At 62.6% G+C, this 19,927-nt stretch carries 18 protein-coding genes; 10 read left to right on the top strand and 8 right to left on the bottom strand.

The window, feature by feature from the left end; all coding sequences use genetic code 11:
- Window positions 1-67 precede the first annotated feature (67 nt).
- A complete protein-coding gene (locus tag NKH90_RS02625; protein ID WP_352452121.1) occupies window positions 68-766 on the top strand; it encodes a nitroreductase in 699 nt (232 codons plus the stop codon).
- Between the two features lie 19 nt (window positions 767-785).
- On the opposite strand, the gene NKH90_RS02620 is transcribed toward NKH90_RS02625, so the two are convergent.
- The 4 genes from NKH90_RS02620 to NKH90_RS02605 all read right to left on the bottom strand — a co-directional run bounded on the left by NKH90_RS02620 (window position 786) and on the right by NKH90_RS02605 (window position 5,985).
- Entirely contained in the window at window positions 786-1,373 is a 588-nt protein-coding gene (locus NKH90_RS02620; protein WP_352817052.1) for a sarcosine oxidase subunit gamma, read from the bottom strand.
- Entirely contained in the window at window positions 1,366-4,362 is a 2,997-nt protein-coding gene (locus tag NKH90_RS02615) for a sarcosine oxidase subunit alpha (RefSeq protein WP_352817049.1), read from the bottom strand. The genes NKH90_RS02620 and NKH90_RS02615 overlap by 8 nt, the downstream gene beginning before the upstream one ends.
- The gene (locus NKH90_RS02610; protein ID WP_023676536.1) at window positions 4,359-4,655 is read right to left on the bottom strand and encodes a sarcosine oxidase subunit delta; all 297 of its coding nucleotides are present in this window, start codon (window positions 4,653-4,655) and stop codon (window positions 4,359-4,361) included. The genes NKH90_RS02615 and NKH90_RS02610 overlap by 4 nt, the downstream gene beginning before the upstream one ends.
- Window positions 4,656-4,725: 70 nt before the next feature.
- Window positions 4,726-5,985, bottom strand: a complete 1,260-nt coding sequence (locus NKH90_RS02605; protein ID WP_352500964.1) for a sarcosine oxidase subunit beta — start codon at window positions 5,983-5,985, stop codon at window positions 4,726-4,728.
- Window positions 5,986-6,258: 273 nt separating this feature from the next.
- Here NKH90_RS02605 and NKH90_RS02600 point away from each other — a divergent pair, with 273 nt between their 5' ends.
- From NKH90_RS02600 to NKH90_RS02565, 8 genes are all read left to right on the top strand, one after another.
- Entirely contained in the window at window positions 6,259-8,748 is a 2,490-nt protein-coding gene (locus NKH90_RS02600; protein ID WP_352539649.1) for a mechanosensitive ion channel family protein, read from the top strand.
- Between the two features lie 156 nt (window positions 8,749-8,904).
- The gene (locus NKH90_RS02595) at window positions 8,905-9,168 is read left to right on the top strand and encodes a hypothetical protein (protein WP_352452117.1); all 264 of its coding nucleotides are present in this window, start codon (window positions 8,905-8,907) and stop codon (window positions 9,166-9,168) included.
- 268 nt (window positions 9,169-9,436) lie between these two features.
- Window positions 9,437-11,998 carry a GcvT family protein gene (locus tag NKH90_RS02590; protein WP_352817045.1) on the top strand — a complete coding sequence of 854 codons (2,562 nt, stop codon included), beginning with the start codon at window positions 9,437-9,439 and terminating at the stop codon, window positions 11,996-11,998.
- Window positions 11,999-12,144: 146 nt separating this feature from the next.
- The gene (locus NKH90_RS02585) at window positions 12,145-12,969 is read left to right on the top strand and encodes a site-2 protease family protein (protein WP_352817042.1); all 825 of its coding nucleotides are present in this window, start codon (window positions 12,145-12,147) and stop codon (window positions 12,967-12,969) included.
- A gap of 100 nt (window positions 12,970-13,069) precedes the next feature.
- Entirely contained in the window at window positions 13,070-13,918 is an 849-nt protein-coding gene (locus tag NKH90_RS02580; RefSeq protein WP_352470280.1) for a DUF1194 domain-containing protein, read from the top strand.
- A 115-nt stretch (window positions 13,919-14,033) separates the two neighbouring features.
- Window positions 14,034-14,984, top strand: coding sequence for an ABC transporter substrate-binding protein (locus NKH90_RS02575; protein ID WP_352452114.1), 951 nt, complete (start codon window positions 14,034-14,036; stop codon window positions 14,982-14,984).
- A 71-nt stretch (window positions 14,985-15,055) separates the two neighbouring features.
- Window positions 15,056-15,832, top strand: a complete 777-nt coding sequence (locus NKH90_RS02570) for an ABC transporter permease (RefSeq protein ID WP_023676527.1) — start codon at window positions 15,056-15,058, stop codon at window positions 15,830-15,832.
- On the top strand, window positions 15,829-16,611 hold the full coding sequence (locus tag NKH90_RS02565) for an ABC transporter ATP-binding protein (protein WP_352500960.1): 783 nt from the start codon (window positions 15,829-15,831) through the stop codon (window positions 16,609-16,611). Before NKH90_RS02570 ends, NKH90_RS02565 begins: the two co-directional genes overlap by 4 nt.
- Before the next feature lie 10 nt (window positions 16,612-16,621).
- Here the strand turns inward: NKH90_RS02565 and NKH90_RS02560 are convergent, their stop codons facing one another.
- The 4 genes from NKH90_RS02560 to NKH90_RS02545 form a co-directional block, all read right to left on the bottom strand.
- Window positions 16,622-16,795: a type II toxin -antitoxin system TacA 1-like antitoxin gene (locus NKH90_RS02560; RefSeq protein WP_352500959.1), complete on the bottom strand. Its 174-nt coding sequence runs from the start codon at window positions 16,793-16,795 to the stop codon at window positions 16,622-16,624.
- 58 nt (window positions 16,796-16,853) lie between these two features.
- Window positions 16,854-17,792, bottom strand: coding sequence for a GlxA family transcriptional regulator (locus tag NKH90_RS02555; protein ID WP_352501106.1), 939 nt, complete (start codon window positions 17,790-17,792; stop codon window positions 16,854-16,856).
- A gap of 350 nt (window positions 17,793-18,142) precedes the next feature.
- Window positions 18,143-18,277, bottom strand: a complete 135-nt coding sequence (locus NKH90_RS02550; protein ID WP_013894968.1) for a hypothetical protein — start codon at window positions 18,275-18,277, stop codon at window positions 18,143-18,145.
- Between the two features lie 335 nt (window positions 18,278-18,612).
- Complete coding sequence (locus NKH90_RS02545) at window positions 18,613-18,798, bottom strand: hypothetical protein (protein ID WP_352452109.1); 186 nt, start codon at window positions 18,796-18,798, stop codon at window positions 18,613-18,615.
- Between the two features lie 229 nt (window positions 18,799-19,027).
- Between NKH90_RS02545 and NKH90_RS02540 the strand changes: the two genes are divergently transcribed.
- A complete protein-coding gene (locus tag NKH90_RS02540; RefSeq protein ID WP_352817037.1) occupies window positions 19,028-19,927 on the top strand; it encodes a LysR substrate-binding domain-containing protein in 900 nt (299 codons plus the stop codon).

Raw genomic sequence — 19,927 nt, 5'->3', positions numbered from 1 at the left:
ATCACTTCTAGTCGGCGCATGATCCTTCCGGAAAATCGGATTCGGGATCATACGCAAAGGGACGGCCATGCTGGAAAACAACTCCCGGATTGCGGCGGCGATCGTCGATGACGCGATCACCTCGCGCCGATCGGTACGCGCCTTCTTGCCCGATATGGTCGACGACGAGACCATCCGCGATATTCTCGCCGTTGCCGCGCGCGCGCCCTCAGGCACCAACATGCAGCCCTGGAAAGTCTATGTGACCAAGGGCGAGGTCAAACAGCGCATCACCGATGCCATCCTCAGTTCGGGCATCCGCGCCGAAAAGGCCGAGTGGGACGAGTACCGCTACTATCCCGACCAGTTCTTCGAACCCTATCTGACGCGACGGCGGGCCAACGGCTTCGGCCTCTACGGCGTGCTCGGCATCGGCCGGCGCGAGGTCGACAGGATGCGTGCGCAGCACGACCGCAACTTCGTCTTCTTCGACGCGCCGGTCGGCATGATCTTCACCGTCGACCGGCGGCTGAACAAGGGGTCGTGGATCGACTACGGCATGTTCCTGCAAAACATCATGGTCGCCGCGCGGGGCAGGGGCCTGCACACTTGTCCGCAAGCCGCCTTCGCGCCCTATCACCGGCAGATCAGGCCGGTGCTCAACATTCCCGACGAGGAGATCGTCGTCTGCGGCATGGCGCTCGGCCATGAGGATACGTCCAAGCCCGAAAATGCCTTCCGCACCGACCGCGCGCCGCTGGAAGAGTGGGTGACGTTCGCGGAGTGACGTGAAGCGCCGTCCGGCTCTACTGCACTTCGTAGCCGACTTCCTCGCTCGCATGGCAGAGCGCTTTCCAGAACGAGCGGGCGAACGAGCGGAACACATAGATGTCGAACTGATCGGCGCCCGTGCGCTGGATCTGCGCGAAGACGTCGTGATGCATGGTCGAGCGGCCGGCGCCGATCGGGAAGGCCGGCAGCGCGAAGTCGATGGCGAAGAATTTCGCCAGCACCCACTCGGCCTTCGGCCCGGCGATACGGATCGCGGTGCGGCCGTGCGAAAGGTCGGTCACCGTACCGATGGCCGAACTAACGACATCGGCAAACGCCGGCGCCAATCCCTCGGCTTCATCGACAACCGTAAATTTTCCCGGCGCAAAGCCGAACACCGACCTGGCGCCGTTCGTCACACCGCCACCGGCGCCGTCGGGCAAAGCCAGGCCGGTGACCGCATGGATGCCGGCCATCAACGTCTTCTCCTCGCCGGGCCAGGCGGCGAGCTGCAGGATCGACCCCGGCCTGGTTTCGGAGAGGATGATTTCGACACCGTGCTCGAAATTGCCATGCGAGCCCGGATGCAGCACCGGCTCAAGCGGTGATTGGCGTTCAACCATGCATGCGGCTCCCGTCCGGATCGAAGAAATGGTTGGAGACGATCTCGACCGGCCCGAACCTGTTGCGCAACGGATCGGAAACGTAGGCACGCGAGCCGCGCCGCGCCTTGCCGCCCTTGACCAGGGCAAGCGCGATATATTTGCCGAGCGCCGGCGAATAGCAGCAGGCGGTGATGTGGCCAAGCGAGCCGTGTGGATTGGCTTCGTCAAGCTCCTCGACGATGTGTGCGCCGCCATTGAGCGGCTGGTTGTCGAGCGAAACAATACCGACGAGTTCCAGGCGGTCGGGTGCGATCAGCCCCTCGCGATCCATCATCGCCGAGCCGATGAACGACTTCTTCTTCGACAGCATCCAGTCGAGATGCAGGTCGCGTGCCGTGGTACGGCCGTCGATCTCGGCACCGGTGACGTGGCCTTTCTCGATGCGCATGGTGCCCAGCGCCTCCAGCCCGTAGGTCACCAGCCCGAACGGCTTGCCGGCTTCGATCAGCGCCTCCCAAACATGGGTGCCGTAGCCGGCGCCGGAATAGACCTCGAAGGCCATTTCGCCGGAGAAGGACAGCCGGCAGATCATCACCGGCACGCCGGCGATTTCGCCGTGGACGATGCCCATGAAGGGCAGGGCGGCATTGTCGACGGCGGTGCTGCTGACGCAAGCAGCCAGTATCTGCCTTGCCTTCGGCCCACCGATGGCGGCACCGGCCCATTGGTCGGTGACCGAGGCGACGTGGACTTTCAGCTCCGGCCAGATCACGTCGAGGAAATATTCCAGATGCTGCATCACCTTGCCGGCATTGGCGGTGGTGGTGGTCATCAGGAAATCCTGCTCGCCGAGCCGCCACGTGGTGCCGTCGTCAAAGGCGAGACCGTCCTCGCGCAGCATCAGCCCATAACGCGCCTTGCCGACGGCCAGCGTCGAAAACACGTTGGTGTAGACGCGGTCGAGGAATTCCGCCGCGTCGGGGCCTTGCACCGCGATCTTGCCCAGTGTCGAGACATCGACGATGCCGGCGCTCTCGCGCGTGGCTCTCGCTTCGCGCACATAGGCCTGCTCGATCGTCTCGCCGGGATGGCCGTAGATCATCGGCCGATACCACAGGCCGGCCGAATACATGGTGGCGCCGTTGGCGACGTGCCAGTCATGCATCGGCGTCAGCCGCTCGGGCTTCAGATCGCCGAAGCGTTCGGCGGCTAGCGAGCCGATCGACACCGCCGAAAAGGGCGGGCGAAAGCGCGTCGTGCCGACCTCTGGGATCGGCTTGCCGAGCGCCTCGGCCATGATGGCGAGGCCGGGTATGTTGGAGCTCTTGCCCTGGTCGGTTGCCATGCCGAGCGTGGTGTAGCGCTTCAGATGCTCGACCGAGACGAAGCCTTCGCGATGCGCCAGCCGCACGTCATCCGCCGTCACGTCATGCTGGAAGTCGACGAAACTCTTTCCCTTGGCCTTGATCTCGAGCACCGGCGCCGGATCGGGATCGCCAGGTGCTGCCTCGACGGCAGGCAAGGCCGCCGGCGTGGCGGTTGCGCCCGCTGCGGAAAGGCCGGCGGCGCGGCCTTCGGCGATCGCCTCGGCGGTGGAGAAACTGCCGGTGAAGGCGCCGGCGCCGATCCATTGCCGCGTCGTCGGCTTGGGCGGCAGGAACGCTTGCAATGCTTCGTTCCATTCCGCTCTCGCGCCGGCCTGGCTGGCCAGATGAATGGTCGGCGACCATCCGCCCGACATCAGCAGGCAATCGGCGTGGATGCTGCGCGCTTCGCCGGAAAGCGCGCCGTTGACCATGTCGAAGCGCTGCACCTTGAAGCCGGAAAGCGCCTTGCCGCCCTCGGTGGCGATTACCGCGTGGCCAGAAAGGATCTCGGCCTCCGCTTCGCCGGCCAGCTTGCGCATTTCGCTCGAAAGTTCTGGGCGCACGTCGACGATGGCGACGACGACGGCGCCGGCCTTCTTCAGCGCAAGCGCGGAGCGATAGGCGCTGTCATTGTTGGTGAACAGCGCGACCCTGTCGCCCGGCAGCACGCCATATTCATTGGCAAAACGCTCGGCAGCATGCGCCAGCATCACGCCTGGCCGATCGTTGCCCGGAAAGACCAGCGGACGCTCCAGGGAGCCGGTGGCCAGCACCACCGACTTGGCGCGGATCGTCCAATAGCGATGGCGCGGCTCGCCCTTGCCGGCCTTTTCCTTGTGGTCGGTGACACGTTCGAGCGCGGCAAGCGTGTTGCCGTCATAATAACCCCAGACAGTAGTGCGCGGCAAAAGGCGGATATTGTCACGGCCTTCAAGCTGACCGGCGGCGCGCGCTGCCCAGTCGGCGGCCGGCATGCCATCGATCGTCTCGCGCGACCAATTGGCCGAGCCGCCGAAATGCGGCTCGAGCTCGGCCAGGATGACGCGTGCACCCTGATCGGCAGCCGCCCTGGCGGCCATCAGCCCCGCCGGGCCGGAGCCGACCACCAGCACATCGCAAAACGCGTTCATGCGTTCGTAGCGCGCCGTATCGGGAGCCGTGCCTGCCTTGCCCAGGCCGGCGGCACGGCGGATGAAATGCTCACAGAACATCCAGAAGCGAGTGCCCTTCAGCGGACCGATCACCGGTCCCATGAAGGTTTTGTAGTAGAAGCCGGCCGACAAAAGCTTGCCGCCGAGCTGGTTCACGGCACTGACGTCCCAGGCAAGCGAAGGGAAGCGGTTCTGGCTGACTGCGGCCAGCCCGTCATAAATCTCGACCATTGTGGCGGGGATGTTCGGCTCGCGAACCTCGCCCCTCAACACTGTGACCAGCGCGTTCGGTTCCTCGACGCCGGCGGTCAGCACGCTGCGCGGGCGGTGATATTTGAACGAACGCCCAAACAGGGTGACGCCGTTGGCCAGCAGCGCCGAAGCCAGCGTGTCGCCGGCATGGCCGGTATAAGGCGCGCCGTCGAAGGTGAAACGGATGGTCCGCAGCCGGTCGATGCGCCCCCCGGCCTCTGTACGGCGCGGGCTCATGGCTTGTCCTCGGCCCGGTGCCGCGCAACCGAGTTGTGGTCGCCGCGCGCGAACGCGGTGCTGGAGATCTCGTGCGTCAGCGTATTGCGCACGACCCTGAGATGGGCGCGGCAGCCGCCGGAATGCTGCCAGATCTCATTGTGGTCGCCGGCCGGGTTAAGCCGGTCGTAGACATAGGCGTTCCAGGCGTCGAGGTTCTGCGAGGCGGGCTGTGGGCGCTGGCGATTGCCGTCGCCCTGATAGGTGAATTCGATCACGTCGCGCGGGCCGCAATAGGGGCAGGTGATGAGCATGGATCTCTTAAACTTCTCGTTTGACCATGATCTTGTCCGAAAACCGGTTTCCACTTTTCGGGATCATGGCCTAATGCAGCCGGGGCGTGGCGCCCTGGCCCTTGTCGTCGATCACCAGGCCACGGTAGAAGCGGTCGAGCGTGAAGGCCGCGTTGAGACCGTGCGGCTCGTCCTTGGCAATGGTCCAGGCAAAGCACCAGCCGGAAGCCGGCGTCGCCTTGAAGCCGCCATAGCACCAGCCGCAGTTGAGATACATGCCCGGCAGCGGACCGGTGGTGATGATTGGCGAGCCGTCCATCGACATGTCGCAGACGCCGCCCCATGAGCGCAGCATGCGGACACGGGCCAGCCCAGGGAACAGCGCCAGCATCTCGCTCATCACCTCATCGACGATAGGCAGGCTGCCGCGTTGGGCGTAGCTGTTGTAGCCGTCGAGATCGCCGCCATAGACAAGCCCGCCCTTGTCAGATTGCGACATATAAAAATGGCCCATGCCGAAGGTCAGGACCGTATCGATGAACGGTTTTAGCGATTCCGTGACGAAGGCCTGCAGCACGTGGCTCTCGATCGGCATCGTCTCGATGCCGGCAAGCCGCATGACCCGCCCGGTGCTGCCGGCAACCGCGACCGCTACCTTTTTTGCGCGGATTTCGCCGCGCGTTGTCGTGACGCCGATGATGCGGTCGCCGTCGCGCAGGAAGCCGGTGACCTCGCAATTTTCGATGATGTCGACGCCGCGGCGATCTGCGCCGCGCGCATAGCCCCAGGCGACGGCGTCGTGGCGGGCGGTGCCGGCGCGCCGCTGCATCAGGCCACCGACGATCGGGAAACGCGCGGTGGCCGAGACGTCGAGCGCCGGCACCAGGCGCGCGATTTCGGCCGTGGTCATCAGTTCGGCGTCAACGCCGAGATGGCGCATGGCGTTTCCGCGCCGGGCATAGTCGTCGAGCTGAGCAGGTGTGTGGGCGAGGTTCAGGCAGCCGCGCTGCGAGAACATGACGTTGTAGTTGAGGTCATGGGCCAGGTTCTCCCACAGCTTCATCGAATGTTCGTAGAAACGCGTGTTGGCCGGCAGGAGATAGTTGGAACGGACCGCCGTGGTGTTGCGGCCGACATTGCCGGAGCCGAGCCAGCCCTTCTCCAGCACCGCGACATTTGTGATGCCGTGCTCCTTGGCGAGATAGTAGGCGGTCGACAGGCCATGGCCGCCGCCGCCGATCACGATCACGTCGTAGGACGCTTTCGGGTCGGGCTTGCGCCAGGCCGGCCTCCAGTCCTTGTTTCCGGTCAGCGCGTTCTTGAGAAGCGAAAAGGCCGAATATTCCGCCATTCTTATTGTCATCCATTTCAGGCTTTACGGCAGAGTATAGAGCAGGCTGCAAACGCAAAGCCAAGATTGCGCCATCGCTTTTCGACTCCCCGACTTCGATTGGATTTGGCCGACTTCGATTGGATTTGGCCGACTTCGATTGGATTGGCCGACTTCGATTGGCGGGACTTCGAAAAACGAGACGCCTGGGATGACTTGCCCCGTGATATGAGCCTCTTTATCAAGGACGTGCTTCAAAACTGCCGATGCCGCCCGCGAGTCGCCAGAAAAATCATGTTCTTTCGTTTATTCCGCCTGGTCTTGATTCTTGCGCTTGTTGTCTCGGCGCCGCCGTCGCTCGTTGCTATGGCGCAGGCACTCGGGCAGGGCGCCGCCGGGTTGATCGCAGACCAGCAGAAGGTCATCCAGAGTCTGACGGCCAAAACCGACGGTCTCGAGAAGAAGATACAGCAGGACGGCCAAGACGATGCCACCCTCGTGGAAATCCGTCTGCAATTGGAGGATCTGTCGCGGGCGGCGCTCACCAGCGCGCTGGCGTTCCGATCGCGTCTCGGCGATATCAACGATCGGATTGAGATGCTGGGACCTCCGCCGGCCGCGGGCCAGCCGGCCGAGCCAGACATCGTAACCGGTGAACGCCAGGCCTTGGCTTCCGAAAAAGCCGAGATCAACGCCGTTATTGCCAGCGCGCAGAACCTGTCGATCCGCATCAGTGGGCTGATCGAGAAGATCGGCAACATGCGCAGCGAGCTGTTCCGCAATGTGCTTACCAAACGCTACGTGCTGTCCGATGCGCTTAGCCCCGAAGTCTTTTCCGACGCCAACGCTGAGTTTTCCGGCTTCTATAAGGCGGTCTCGTCCTGGCTGAGCTTCGCCTTCAAGTTCAAGTTCCAGGCCATTCTTGCCGCGACTTTGATGGCGCTCGCATTCGCTGCAGTGCTTTTTATCGGCGGCCGACGCCTGTTCGGCCGCGTCTTCGAAGCGGATCCCTCCGTCGAGGACCCCTCTTATCTCAGCCGCCTGTCGGTGGCGTTCTGGTCGACGTTGCTGCCGACGCTGGCGGTCGGCGCCTTCCTTGTCTCGACGATCTTCTTCTTCGATTATTACAACGTTTTACGCGGTGATATCGGCATCTTCCTGAATTCGCTGGTTGCCGTTATCGCGGTGGTGTTCTGCGTCAACCGCCTGACCAACGCAGCGCTCGAGCCCCGACTGCCGAACTGGCGTTTGATCCCGGTCGAAACCGGCCCGGCGCGCTGGCTGGTGCGGCTGACGACCGCCATGGCTGTCGTCATCGGCAGCAACAACTTCCTGTCTGTCGTCAACGACAAGATGGGCTCGCCACTGTCGCTGACCATCGCCAGAAGCTTCATCGCCACCATCATCGTCGGCATCATCCTGATCCTTATGGGCCTTCTGAAGCCGTTCAAGGCCCCCGACGGAAGCTGGCGCCCGTGGCCGGCGTGGCTGCGCTACACCGCCGTCGCGCTAGGCCTATTCACAATCGCATCGGCACTGCTTGGCTATATCGGCCTTGCAATTTTCGTCTCGCTGCAGGTCGTGGTCACCGGCACCATCCTGGTCACCGCCTATATCGGCTTCCTGTCGGCGCGAGCGATCGGCGAGGAAGGTGGTTTCGCCAAAACTTCGATCGGGCGCTGGCTAGCGGCCAATTCAAGCTACGAAGAGACCGCCCTCGACCAGCTCGGGCTTGTCGTCAGCGCCGCCATCAACATCATGATTGTGCTGGTGTTCCTGCCGCTGATCCTGTTGATGTGGGGCTTCCAGCCCGGCGACATCCAGGCCTGGGCCTACAAGCTGGCGACCGGCCTCACCATCGGCTCGGTGACGATCTCGGTCACCGGCATTCTCACCGGCGTCGTCGTCTTCATCATTGGCTATTTCCTGACGCGCTGGTTCCAGGGGTGGCTCGACGGCTCGGTGATGGCGCGCGGCCGGGTCGACACCGGCGTGCGCAATTCGATCAGGCTGGCGGTCGGTTATGCCGGTGTCGCGGTCGCGGCACTGGTCGGCATCTCGGCGGCCGGTATCGACCTCTCCAATCTCGCGCTGGTCGCCGGCGCCCTGTCCCTCGGCATCGGTTTCGGCTTGCAGAATGTCGTCTCGAATTTCGTGTCGGGCCTGATCCTGTTGGCCGAGCGGCCGTTCAAGGTCGGCGACTGGATCGTCGCCGGCGACATCAGCGGCACGGTCAAGAAGATCAGCGTGCGCGCCACCGAGATCGAGACGTTCCAACGGCAATCGGTGATCCTGCCCAATTCAAACCTGATCAACAATGCGGTCGGCAACTGGACGCACCGCAACAAGCTCGGCCGCGTCGACATCAAGGTCGGCGTTGCCTATGGCAGCGACGTCAAGCACGTGCATGGCGTTCTGTTGGAGATCGCACGCAGCCATCCGCTGGTGCTGAAGAACCCGGAACCCTTTGTGCTGTTTTCCAATTTCGGCCCGGCCGCGCTCGAATTCGAGATCCGCGTATTCCTGGCAGACGTTCTTAGTGGCAATATCGTCCAGAACGACATCCGCTTTTCCATCTTCGATGTGTTCGCCGACCAGCATATCGAAATTCCGTCGACACCGCGCGCCGTCGTCGAGATCAAAAAGCACGAGGCGTGGCCGATCGACGACGACAAGATCGAAGTCGAATTCGCCGAGCGGGAACAAGCAAAAGCCCTAGCGGCGGTCGAGGCGAAACGTCTCGCCAAGTCGGGACGCAAGGTACGGAAGCCCGATCCTGACTAGCTGATTGGAGCTTGCCTTCAAGCCTTCGGAAACCAATTGCGGCATGAATGCGGCATTCAGTTGCCGTTCAGCTTGCATTGCATATAAGCTCACCTGCAAACGGCGAGAATGCCTTGCGAAATGCAACAGAGGCGGTGGCAACACCGATACTGCAAAATGTGGAAGTCTCTCGTCGCCGCCGTCGCTTTTCTGGCCGTGGGCGGCTCGGCCCATGCCGCCAGCGCGGTTAACAAGGACGCCGAGACCCGCACGCTGATCGTGACGGAAGGCGGCGGCAAGACCGAGCTGGCGCTGGCCGCTGGCGAAACCGTGGAATTTTGCCCGAGCGGCTGTTTTGTTACCTTGCCGAATGGCGACCTCGAGGCGCTGACCGGTTCGGAGACGATCGAGATCTCGGGCGGCGTCGCGCGCATCAAGTAAAGTCGACGCCATGATTTTTGAAGGCCGGGCAAACACCCGGCCTTTTATTTGCTTCCGGTAATCGGCGATGAAGGTATGCATTTTTCTTCGAAGCTGCGCAGGACGGGCTCTAGCAGCGTCTTCGTACCGAGCAGGGCGAAGGCGTAGGTCTAACTGCATTCGACGGGCTGGTGGCGCGGGCTTTTTTGGCGATGTCGCAAACAGGCTGCAAGCGCGGCGCCGCGCCGCCCTATAGTCTGCTCGCAATAGCATCTTGGAGTCGCGGGCAATGGCAGGGTTTCCGGAAAAGGCGAAGGTCGTCATCGTCGGGCTGGGCGGCATCGTCGGCGCATCGGTCGCCCATCACCTGATCGAGCGCGGATGGGACGATATTGTCGGCATCGACAAATCGGGCATCCCGACGGATATCGGCTCGACGGCGCACGCTTCCGACTTCTGCTACACGACCAGCCATGATTTCCTGTCGTGCTGGACGACGCTCTATTCCATCGATTTCTACGAAAAGATGGGTCACTACGCGCGGATCGGCGGCCTCGAGGTCGCCCGCGTCGGCGACGACGCCCGCATGGCGGAGATCAAGCGCAAGATCGCCTCGGCGAAGGCCTTCGGCACACGCGCCCGCCTGATCGATCCCGCCGAGATCAAGGAAAAATTCCCGCTGATCGAAGAACAGATGGTACAGGGCGGCCTGTGGGATCCCGACGCCGGCCTCGTCATCCCGCGCTCGCAGACCGTCGCCGGCAAGCTTGTCGATCAGGCGGAAGCTTCCGGCAAACTCAGGGCGTTTGCCAATACGTCGGCCAGGTCGCTCGTCATCGAGAACGGCCGCATCAAGGGCGTGGTGACCGACCGCGGCACCATCGAGGCCGACTATGTCGTGGTCTGCACCGGCATCTGGGGACGGCTGATCGCGGAAATGGCGGGCGAGGACCTGCCGGTCATGCCGATCGACCATCCGCTTACCTTCTTCGGGCCATACACCGAGTTCGCCGGCACCGGCAAGGAGATCGGCTGGCCGCTGCTGCGCGACCAGGGCAACTCAGCTTACATGCGCGATACCGGCGACCCCAAGACCGCCGAAGGCGGGCAGATCGAATGGGGTTATTACGAAGAGACCAATCCGCGACTCTGCCATCCGCGCGATATTCTCGAGAAAAACGAGGCGCGGCTTTCGCCGTCGCAACGCGATCTCGACATGGAGCAGATCCTGGCGCCGCTCGAGCGCGCCATGGAACTGACGCCGATCCTGGGCGAGCTGGGCTACAATGAGAGCCATTCCTTCAACGGCCTATTGCAGGTGACGGCGGACGGCGGCCCCTCGATGGGCGAAAGCCAGAAGGTCAGGGGCCTCTGGTATGCGGTGGCGGTTTGGGTCAAGGACGGCCCCGGCATGGGCAAGCTCATCGCCGACTGGATGACGGACGGCCGCACGGCGATCGACCACCACGCCATCGACTATTCGCGTTTCTATCCGCACCAGACGAAAGAACAGTTCATCTGGGATCGCTGCACCGAAACCGCTATGAAGGTCTACAACCCAGCGGTCCATCCACGCGAGCCCTTCTCCAAGGCTCGCAATGTCCGCCGCTCGCCCTTCTGGGAGCGCGAGAAGGAACTCGGCGGCTATTTCATGGAACTCGGCGGCTGGGAGCGCGCCCATGGCTACGCCGCCAACGAGCATCTGCTCGAGAAATACGGCAACCGGGTGCCGGTGCGCCAAAACGAATGGGATAACCGCCACTTCTGGCGCGTCTCGAACGCCGAGCATCTCGCGATGAGCGAGGATTGCGGCATCGTCAACCTGTCGCATTTCGCCATGTACGACGTGGAAGGCCCGGACCATGTCGCGCTGATGGAATGGCTGTGCGCGGCAAAAATCGGCGGTGACGGCAATATAGGCAAGGGCATCTATACCCATTTCCTCGACGAGGAAGGCATGGTGCGCGCCGACCTGACCGTCATCCGCATGGCCGGCCGCTGCCGCGTCATCGACGGCGCCGATGCCGGGCCGCGCGACTTCCAGTACATGCGCCGGACGGCAGAGGACAAAGGCTTCGACGTTAGCGTCACCGATGTGACCGAGAGATATGTGACCGTCGGCATCTGGGGTCCGAACGCGCGGGCGACATTGAGCAAGTGCGTGGAAAACCCCGATGGGCTGACGCCGGAGAATTTTCCCTTTGCCGCGATCAAGCCCGTCAGGATCGCCGGCAAGGACGTGACCGCCTTCCGCATCTCCTATGTCGGCGAGCAAGGCTGGGAACTGCACATGCGCTACGACGACGGCCTGGCTGTCTGGGACGCGCTGCGGTCGACCGGCGTGATGGCCTTTGGCGTCGAGACCTATGCCAACAGCCGCCGCCTGGAGAAGAGCCTGCGCCTGCAGAATGCGGACCTGTTGACCGAATACAATCTGCTGGAAGCCGACCTTGCCCGTCCGAAAGTCAAGGAGGCCGATTTCTGCGGCAAGGCAAAGCATCTGGAATATCGCGCCCGGGCGCATCAGCCGGCCATGCTTTGCACGCTTATCATGACCGACAATACCGATTCCAATGGCGTTCTCCGCTATCCGGTCGGCACGATGCCGGTGATGGACCCGCAAACCGGTGAGACGCTCGTCGACGAGCTCGGCCGCCGCTCCTTCACGACCTCGGTGGCCTATGGTCCGACCCTCGGCAAGAACATCGCGCTCGCCTACCTGCCCTGGGCGTATTGCCAGGAGGGCCGCAAGCTGAGCGTCGAATATTTCGGCGAGAAGTACCCGGTCGAAGTGGCCGCCGTCGGCTACAGGCCGCTCTACGACCCGGAGAACCTCAATCCGCGCAGCTAAGCGTTGCTTGCCTGACGATTCTCCACACAGGCAAGCCGAGCAGTGCCAGCAGGACCCTGAATGCGGAAGCCCGATTCATCGTCGGGCTTTTCGCTTTGTGGAGCGATGATTCTCGCTTACCGTCGCGCTGCGATTAGGGGGTGCCTTTGCGGCGGATCGGCTGGGACAGAAAAAACGATACGCTTGTGTTTCAGCTGAACCGGAATATCCCGGTTCGCGTCAGCTGGACCTTCGCAATTCCCATTGTGCTGCCCTTCCTGAACGAGTGGGCAAGCCGACCCAAGGATGCACTGATCCATACCTCTATCTTTGCAGCGCTTCTGTTTGCGTCGATATTTCTGCACGAACTGGCACACGCCTGGATCGGACGCCGACAAGGCGTCGCCACCGACAGGATAGAATTATATCTCTTCGGCGGGCTCACGCGTTTCAAACGCGCCGCAGCGCCATCGCCTGCCTGGGCGCGGATTGCGATAGCGGGTCCCCTGGCGAACATCGCGCTCGCCGCGTTTTTCGATGCGGCCTATTATCTGGTTTTTGGAGAACTCATCCCAGTTGTGCCCGAAAGGCCATTCGGGTGGCTGCCGTCAAGGTCGGCCGGTCCTCTGGAATGGACGCTTTGGATTGGCGCATTGTTGAACGTGTCACTTATCATTCTCAACATCCTGCCCGCCTACGATCTGGATGGCGGCGTGATTGCAAGACATTTGTTCCTGAGACGCTTCGGCGTCCGCCGGGCCGCGCAGATCGTCGGCATCTGCGGCATCGTACTTTCAATTCTGCGTTTTGCGATCATCTTGCCTGCCGCGGTTGCAGGTATTCTGTTGTGGGTTCCGCCGTCATTCAAGCCGAACTGGACGGCAGCGCGTGGGGTCGGTGCTAGAAAACCGAAGCCGGACCCATCCTCCGAGACGGATGTCGAGAAGGCCGTGGAATGGCGGGGACGGGGCGGGCGCCGCATCCACAAATGAAATTCGTTTTCCGGCGGTTCGCAAAAATGTGACCGAATGAGCCCGGCTCTCCGCCGGGCTTTTCTCTTTGTCGATCGGCGATTTTCGCTTACCATGCGGCATGTCTGGTTTTGCCCGTGCAAGACATCTCGTCTCGGGTGCCGCCGCGCTGGCGTCGGTGCTATGGCTGACTGCAAACTCCCGCGCCGCCGAGCCGGTTGACGTCGAACTGGTGCTGGCGGTCGACGTTTCGCTGTCCATGTCGCCGGACGAGCTCGAAATCCAGCGTCATGGCTATGCGGCGGCTCTGACGCATGACGATGTCCTGCAGGCAATCGGCGAAGGCGCTCATGGCAAGATTGCCGTCACCTATGTCGAATGGGCTGGCGCGACCTGGCAGCAGGTCGTGGTGCCGTGGACGGTGATCGCCAATCGTGCCGACGCCGAGCGGCTGGCAGCGCAGCTTTCCGCTCATCCGCCGGCCAGTGCCAGGCGCACCTCGATCTCCGGCGCGCTGGAATTCGCCAGCGATCTCTTTGCTGAAAGCGGCTTCCAGGGCGTCAAGCGGGTGATCGACATTTCGGGTGACGGCCCCAACAACCAGGGCGCACCTGTCGATATCACCCGCGACGCTGTGATCAAGCAAGGCATCACCATCAACGGCCTGCCGCTGATGACCAGGGGCGGGTTCAGCAGCGCTTACGATGTCAACAATCTCGACCGCTACTACAGCGACTGCGTCATCGGCGGGCCGGGCTCCTTCATGATCCCGGTCAATGACTGGACGCAGTTTCCGGCGGCCATCCGCCGCAAGCTGGTGCTGGAGCTTGCCGGTCCGGCCTCGCCGCAGCGAGCGGCGGAAGGGGCGGCGCATCCGCCATTGGTGCTGGCACAGGACATCCCCGTCACCGACTGCCTGGTTGGCGAAAAAATGTGGCGCGACCGCAGCTGGATGTACAACAGCCGCTGATGGCGGAGTTTGCTGTCGATGGTGACATACCGCAGTGCAGCATCTGCTTCATTGACAAGCCTGCGGGCGTCTGTGACACAAATTCCGCATCCGAACACATAAAAGGGGAACCGACATGAACAGGATCGGAATTCTTGCCGCAAGCTTGACGCTTGCCGTCGGATTGTCCGCGCCGGCGATGGCCGCCACATCGGTCAGCATCGGCATCAGTGGATGGACCGGCTTTGCGCCGCTGACGCTCGCCAAGCAGGCCGGCATCTTCGAAAAGCACGGCCTCGACGTCACCTTGAAGAAGGTGCCGCAAGCCAGCCGGCCGCTCGCCATCGCCAGCGGCGACCTGCAATGCGCCGCCACCACGGTCGAGACCTGGCTGGTCTGGAACGCCAATGGCGTGACGACCAAGCAGATATTCCAGCTCGACAAATCCTACGGCGCCGACGGCATCGTCGCCCGCAACGACATCAAGACCGTCGCCGATCTCAAAGGTAAGTCGGTCGCGTCTTCGGCGCCGGGCACCTCGCCCTATTTCATGCTGGCCTGGGTGCTCAACAAGAACGGCATGTCGACCAAGGACGTGACGGTCGTCAACCTGGAGCCGGATGCGGCGGCGCAGGCGTTTCTCGCCGGCCAGAACGATGCGGCGGTCACCTATGAGCCGTTCATCTCGGCGGTGCGCGAAAAGTCCGACCAGGGCCATATCCTTGTGACCACTCTCGACTATCCGATGGTGCTCGATACGGTCGGCTGCACGCCGGAGTTCCTCAAGGCCAATCCGGATGCGGGCAAGGCGCTTGCCGACAGCTATTTCGAGGCACTCGACCTGATCAAGAGCGATCCGGCGAAATCCTATGAGACGATGGGTGCCGACGTGAAGCAGTCGGCCAAGGAATTCGAAGAGTCGGCCAAATACCTGAAATGGGCCGATAAGGCTGAAAACAAGCAGTTCTTCACCAAGGAATTCCAGGACTTTTCCAAGACCGCCGGCGAGCTTCTGCTGCAGATGGGTTTGATCAAGGAAGCGCCTGACGTCTCGACATTGGCCGACACCAGCGCCGTCGCCGACTAACCGGCAGGATTGTCGCCCGGCGGCGGCGCGTGCGCCGCCGCTTTTTCATTCAGATCAGAGGACGGTCGAAGATGCCGCGCCCCTTGCATCCGGTCTCGCCGGGCATTCGAACCGTGCTCGGCATTTCGTTCTTCGTGCTGTTCGTGGCGTTCTGGGCGTGGATCACGCTTGGCGGCCACGTCAATCGCATTTTCCTTGCCGATCCGCTGTCGATGGTGAGAGACGGTTGGCGGCTGCTGGTCGAGGACCGCTTCTGGCTCGACATCCTTATCACCATCTGGCGCGTCTTCGGCGGGTTCTTGATGGCGGCCATCGTTGCCGTGCCGCTCGGCATCGTGATGGGTGCCTGGAAGCCCGTGGAGGCGTTCCTGGAGCCGTTCGTCTCCTTCGCCCGCTATCTGCCGGCATCGGCCTTCATCCCGCTGCTCATCCTGTGGGCCGGCGTTGGCGAGCTCGAAAAACTGCTGGTGATCTTCGTCGGTTCGGTGTTCCAGATCATCCTGATCATCGCGGTCAAGGTCGGCGGCACACGGCGCGACCTGGTCGAGGCGGCCTACACGCTTGGCTCGTCCGACAACGGCATCGTGCGGCGCGTCATCATGCCGGCCAATGCGCCGGAGATTGCCGAGACCCTGCGGCTGGTGCTCGGCTGGGCCTGGACCTATGTCATCGTCGCCGAGCTGATCGGCTCGTCGTCGGGCATCGGCTACATGATCATCAACAGCCAGTCGCGGCTGGCGACAGGGCAGATCATCTTCGGCATCATCGTCATCGGCCTGATCGGGCTGTTGTCCGATTTCGCCTTCAAGGCGCTCAACCGTTGGCTGTTTCCATGGAGCCTGGCGTGAGCAAGCTGCTCATCGAAGGCGTCTCGCGCACCTTCGCCGGTGTCGGCGGTGGGCAGCCGGTCAAGGCGCTGATGCCGATCGATCTGGCGGTCGCCGCCAACGACTTCATCACCATCCTGGGGCCATCCGGCTGTGGAAAGTCGACACTGCTCAGGATCGTCGCCGGCCTCGAAGCGCCGAGTGGGGGACGTGTTCTGCTCGACGGCAGGGTGGTGGACCGGCCCGGTCCAGACCGCGGCATGGTTTTCCAGTCCTATACGCTGTTTCCGTGGCTGACGGTCGCCGAGAACATCGCCTTCGGCCTGCGCGAACGTGGAATGGCCGAGCACGAGCGCAGCGAGATCGTCGCTTCTTACGTCGATCTCGTCGGGCTGAGAGGTTTTGAAAACCATTGGCCGAAGCAGCTTTCCGGCGGCATGCAGCAGCGCACCGCGATTGCCCGGGCACTGGCCAACGATCCGGAGATCCTGCTGCTCGACGAGCCGTTCGGCGCGCTCGACAACCAGACCCGCGGGCTGATGCAGGAACTGCTTCTCGGCATCTGGGAGCGCCGGCAAAAAACGGTGCTGTTCGTCACCCACGACATCGAGGAGGCGATCTTCATGGCGTCGCGCGTGGTCGTGATGACGGCACGGCCGGGCCGCATCAAATCGGACGTTGCCGTCGACCTGCCGCATCCGCGCCACTACACGCTGAAGACCAGCCCGGAATTCTCGGCGCTGAAAGCGCGGCTGACGGAAGACATCCGCGTCGAGGCTATGCGCACGGCGCAGGTATAGTCGCCGCAACCTACACTCGACCGCGACCGGAAAAGATGCTCGGTTCGCTCAACAGGCGCTTTAGGCGTGGAAGGTCGCGCGTAGGGGCGTCCAGTGCCGCCATGAACGCGGCCCATTTTTCTGCATCGAGGCGGAAGCTGTGCGGGTCGGCCGGTTTTTGGGATAGGCTCGAACTCGTGGTCATGCGACATCTCTCGATGCGGGAATATCACACTTCGCCGGTCCTCTGCTGATTTGCCAGATCAAGCCGCCAGAAGCTGCTTGCGGTCGACGCGTTCCTGTTGCGGCGAGCGGGCGTACAACTCGCGATAGCATTTGGAGAAATGCGAGGCGGAAACAAAGCCGCAGGCGACCGCCACTTCGACCACCGGCAACGACGACTGGATCAGCAGGTGCCGGGCGCGGTCGAGGCGGATCTCCAGATAGTAACGGGCAGGGGAGCGCCCCATCTCGGTGCGGAACAGGCGCTCAATCTGCCGGCGCGACAGGTCGACATGATCAGCGACCTCGATCAGCGAGAGCGGCTCGGAGAGATTGGCTTCCATCAGCTCGATAATGGCCAGAACCTTGGAATTCTGCACGCCAAGGCGGGCGCGCAGCGGCAGGCGCTGGCGGTCGGTCGGGCTGCGCACGCGATCAGTCAGCACCTGCTCGCAGACGCGGTTGACGAGGCTTTCGTCGAAATCGTCGCCGATCAGCTTCAGCATCATATCGAGCGCGGCGGTGCCGCCGGCGCAGGTGTAGATGTTCTGGTCGATCTCGAAGAGGTCGGCGAAGACATTGGCCTTGGGGAACGCCTCGGAAAAGCCCGGCAGGTTCTCCCAATGGATGGCGCAGCGCTTGTTGGACAGCAGGCCTGCGGCGGCCAGGATATGCGCGCCAGTGCACAGGCCGCCGACGGCAACGCCGCGATTGTACTCCTCGCGCAACCAGGCAAAGGCCGATTTGTTCTGGTAGCGCTCGACATTGATGCCGCTGCAGACGATGGCCATGTTCGGCCGGTCCGGTCCGGACATTTTCTTGCGCTCTTCCTCTAGCGAGGTGTTGACGGCGCATTCGACGCCGTTCGAGGCGCGCACCGGCTTGCCGTCGATGCTGGCGAGCCGCCAGCGATAGGCTTCATAGCCGAGCATGCGGTTGGCCGAACGCAACGGGTCGAGCGCCGTCGCGAAGGCGATCATGGTGAAATCGGGGACCAGGAAGAATACGAACGATCGCCGGATCGGGTGCTTTACGACATTCACGGGTAGATCCTCACGCTGCAATGGCGCGAACAGGATGTCGCGATTAGCACAGCGACATCAGGAAAGACGTTTCCTGTCAATTGGCTAGACGGCAACGGAGCGACTTTATTTGCGACACGGGTCGCAAATGGGCGATCGCTATGCGGCGAAGGACGCGACATGCCGCCGGATCGACCAACCGAGCCTATGCAGTCTGCGCACACGAAAACGCCGCCTCGGCAAAACCGAAGCGGCGCTGGATCGACTTCGAAGCAGCGCAAGGCTGCTTCCGCCGGGATTGCCGCGTCTCAGGCGACGAAGCCGAGGCGCGCGGCAGCCATGGCACCGGTCTGGCCAGGCATGGTGTTGGCCAGGCGCTGGCGCTCGAGCGCGGTCGTCAGGTTCATTTCGCGACGGGCAAAGAGGCGGGCAAAAAGCTTCATGATCATCTCCATTCGGTTGCTCAGACGGGTCGCCTTCGCTTGATGGAGTGGGGCAGCTCGTTTGTTGATGATGATATAGGCTTACGTGAGGGGAAACTAAATCGCAAAAGCGAAGCACTTGATATGAAAAGCGACACGGAATGCGACAAATTTGGGCATTCTGCCCAGGATTTTCGATTATTTACAATGCGTTGATTGCCAGTGCGGGCTGCTATGCGACTTGCTCATATGCGGCATGCGACGGCGACATGGCTCGGGAAAATCATTGGAGTACAAACAAAAAGGCCTGCCGGGCTGACCTGCGCGGCAGGCCTTCAGCTGTTGATACACACGGTTTACTTTGCTCCAGCCCACGATCCCACACCATGGCGAGTGCCGGCCTTGGCATCGGCAGCTTCGGGCCAGCCGATATCCTTCTGCAGTTCAATCGGCAGCGCGCGGATGGCGCGTTCCGTCTGGTAGCGGGCACGGGCCTCGCTGAACTCGGTCGCGATCCGACCGATGGATGACAGGATAGACATCTCATTCTCCTTCGCGTTGGGCCGGGTCGTCCCGGCGCTTGCAGCGTCAGGCGGTACACCGGCTTTGTTTCAGCTTCATTTCGTGTCGATTGCAGGTCCGTGTCATGGTTGTTTCGGGACCACTTCGATGCGTCCTGCCTCCGACCGAGTTGACTATCCTCCCAAACTGATGTTCAATCAAACGAAATGGAATGATGGTTTGCATCAGAAAAATTGAAGGTCGCTTGCCATGAACGCCCCACTCAATCATCCGCTGCCGCTGCTCGATCTGGATGTTCTGCGCACTTTCGTCGCGATCGCCGAGACCGGCAGCTTCACCACTGCGGCCAATGCGGTCTTACGCACGCCGTCGGCCGTCTCGATGCAGATCAAGAAGCTGGAGGACATTCTCGGCCGCTCGGTGTTCGCGCGCGACGCCCGTTCGGTGACGCTGACCACCGATGGCGAGATGCTGCTCGGCTATGCGCGCCGGCTGCTGTCGATCAATCGCGAGGTGGTGTCGAAGTTCATCATTCCAGACATTGTCGGGGTGGTGCGGCTCGGCTCGCCGGACGATTACGGCGAACGTGTGCTGCCGCATGTGCTGAAGCGGTTCGCACAATCGCATCCATCGATCGCGGTCGACGTCACCATCGACCAGAGCGTCAATCTGCGCCGGCGCATGGACGACCGGGCGCTCGACATCACGCTGCTCACCAACTCCTACAAGACCAGCGCGATCGGCGCCGAAGTGCTGCTCACCGAGCCGATCGTCTGGGCCGGTGCCAAGGGCGGTTGCGCGCATCTGCGCGAGCCGCTGCCGGTCTCATTGTGGGAAGAGGGCTGTGCCTGGCGGGCAGGGGCATTGGAGGCGCTTGGCCGCGAGGGCCGCAACTACCGTATCGCCTATATGAGCGCACACACGGCCGGCCAGCGCGCCGCGATCATGGCGGATCTTGCAGTCGCGCCGCTGCCGAAATCGTTCCTCGGCAGCGATATGGTCGAGCTGTGCCCGAAGGACGGCATGCCTGACATCGGCACCTACAATCTGGCCATGGTGGTGACGCCGGACGCCAGCGCTCCAGTGAAGGCAGTCGCCGACCATATCCGCGCGACGTTTGAGATGTTCAGGGAAACTGGGAAGTTCTGA

The organism is Mesorhizobium sp. M0898, from assembly GCF_040319695.1.
In the GTDB taxonomy this organism is placed as follows: Bacteria; Pseudomonadota; Alphaproteobacteria; order Rhizobiales; family Rhizobiaceae; genus Mesorhizobium.
Note: the sequence above shows the minus strand (reverse complement) of the source record. Positions and strands in the feature narration are given on the sequence as shown.

Bases quoted from the DNA above. Each gene is read 5' to 3' on its own strand.
- NKH90_RS02625 (WP_352452121.1), top strand. From the start codon at position 68: ATGCTGGAAAACAACTCCCGGATTGCGGCGGCGATCGTCGATGACGCG.
- NKH90_RS02620 (WP_352817052.1), bottom strand. From the start codon at position 1,373: ATGGTTGAACGCCAATCACCGCTTGAGCCGGTGCTGCATCCGGGCTCG.
- NKH90_RS02615 (WP_352817049.1), bottom strand. From the start codon at position 4,362: ATGAGCCCGCGCCGTACAGAGGCCGGGGGGCGCATCGACCGGCTGCGG.
- NKH90_RS02610 (WP_023676536.1), bottom strand. From the start codon at position 4,655: ATGCTCATCACCTGCCCCTATTGCGGCCCGCGCGACGTGATCGAATTC.
- NKH90_RS02605 (WP_352500964.1), bottom strand. From the start codon at position 5,985: ATGGCGGAATATTCGGCCTTTTCGCTTCTCAAGAACGCGCTGACCGGA.
- NKH90_RS02600 (WP_352539649.1), top strand. From the start codon at position 6,259: ATGTTCTTTCGTTTATTCCGCCTGGTCTTGATTCTTGCGCTTGTTGTC.
- NKH90_RS02595 (WP_352452117.1), top strand. From the start codon at position 8,905: ATGTGGAAGTCTCTCGTCGCCGCCGTCGCTTTTCTGGCCGTGGGCGGC.
- NKH90_RS02590 (WP_352817045.1), top strand. From the start codon at position 9,437: ATGGCAGGGTTTCCGGAAAAGGCGAAGGTCGTCATCGTCGGGCTGGGC.
- NKH90_RS02580 (WP_352470280.1), top strand. From the start codon at position 13,070: ATGTCTGGTTTTGCCCGTGCAAGACATCTCGTCTCGGGTGCCGCCGCG.
- NKH90_RS02575 (WP_352452114.1), top strand. From the start codon at position 14,034: ATGAACAGGATCGGAATTCTTGCCGCAAGCTTGACGCTTGCCGTCGGA.
- NKH90_RS02570 (WP_023676527.1), top strand. From the start codon at position 15,056: ATGCCGCGCCCCTTGCATCCGGTCTCGCCGGGCATTCGAACCGTGCTC.
- NKH90_RS02560 (WP_352500959.1), bottom strand. From the start codon at position 16,795: ATGACCACGAGTTCGAGCCTATCCCAAAAACCGGCCGACCCGCACAGC.
- NKH90_RS02555 (WP_352501106.1), bottom strand. From the start codon at position 17,792: ATGATCGCCTTCGCGACGGCGCTCGACCCGTTGCGTTCGGCCAACCGC.
- NKH90_RS02550 (WP_013894968.1), bottom strand. From the start codon at position 18,277: ATGAAGCTTTTTGCCCGCCTCTTTGCCCGTCGCGAAATGAACCTGACG.
- NKH90_RS02545 (WP_352452109.1), bottom strand. From the start codon at position 18,798: ATGTCTATCCTGTCATCCATCGGTCGGATCGCGACCGAGTTCAGCGAG.
- NKH90_RS02540 (WP_352817037.1), top strand. From the start codon at position 19,028: ATGAACGCCCCACTCAATCATCCGCTGCCGCTGCTCGATCTGGATGTT.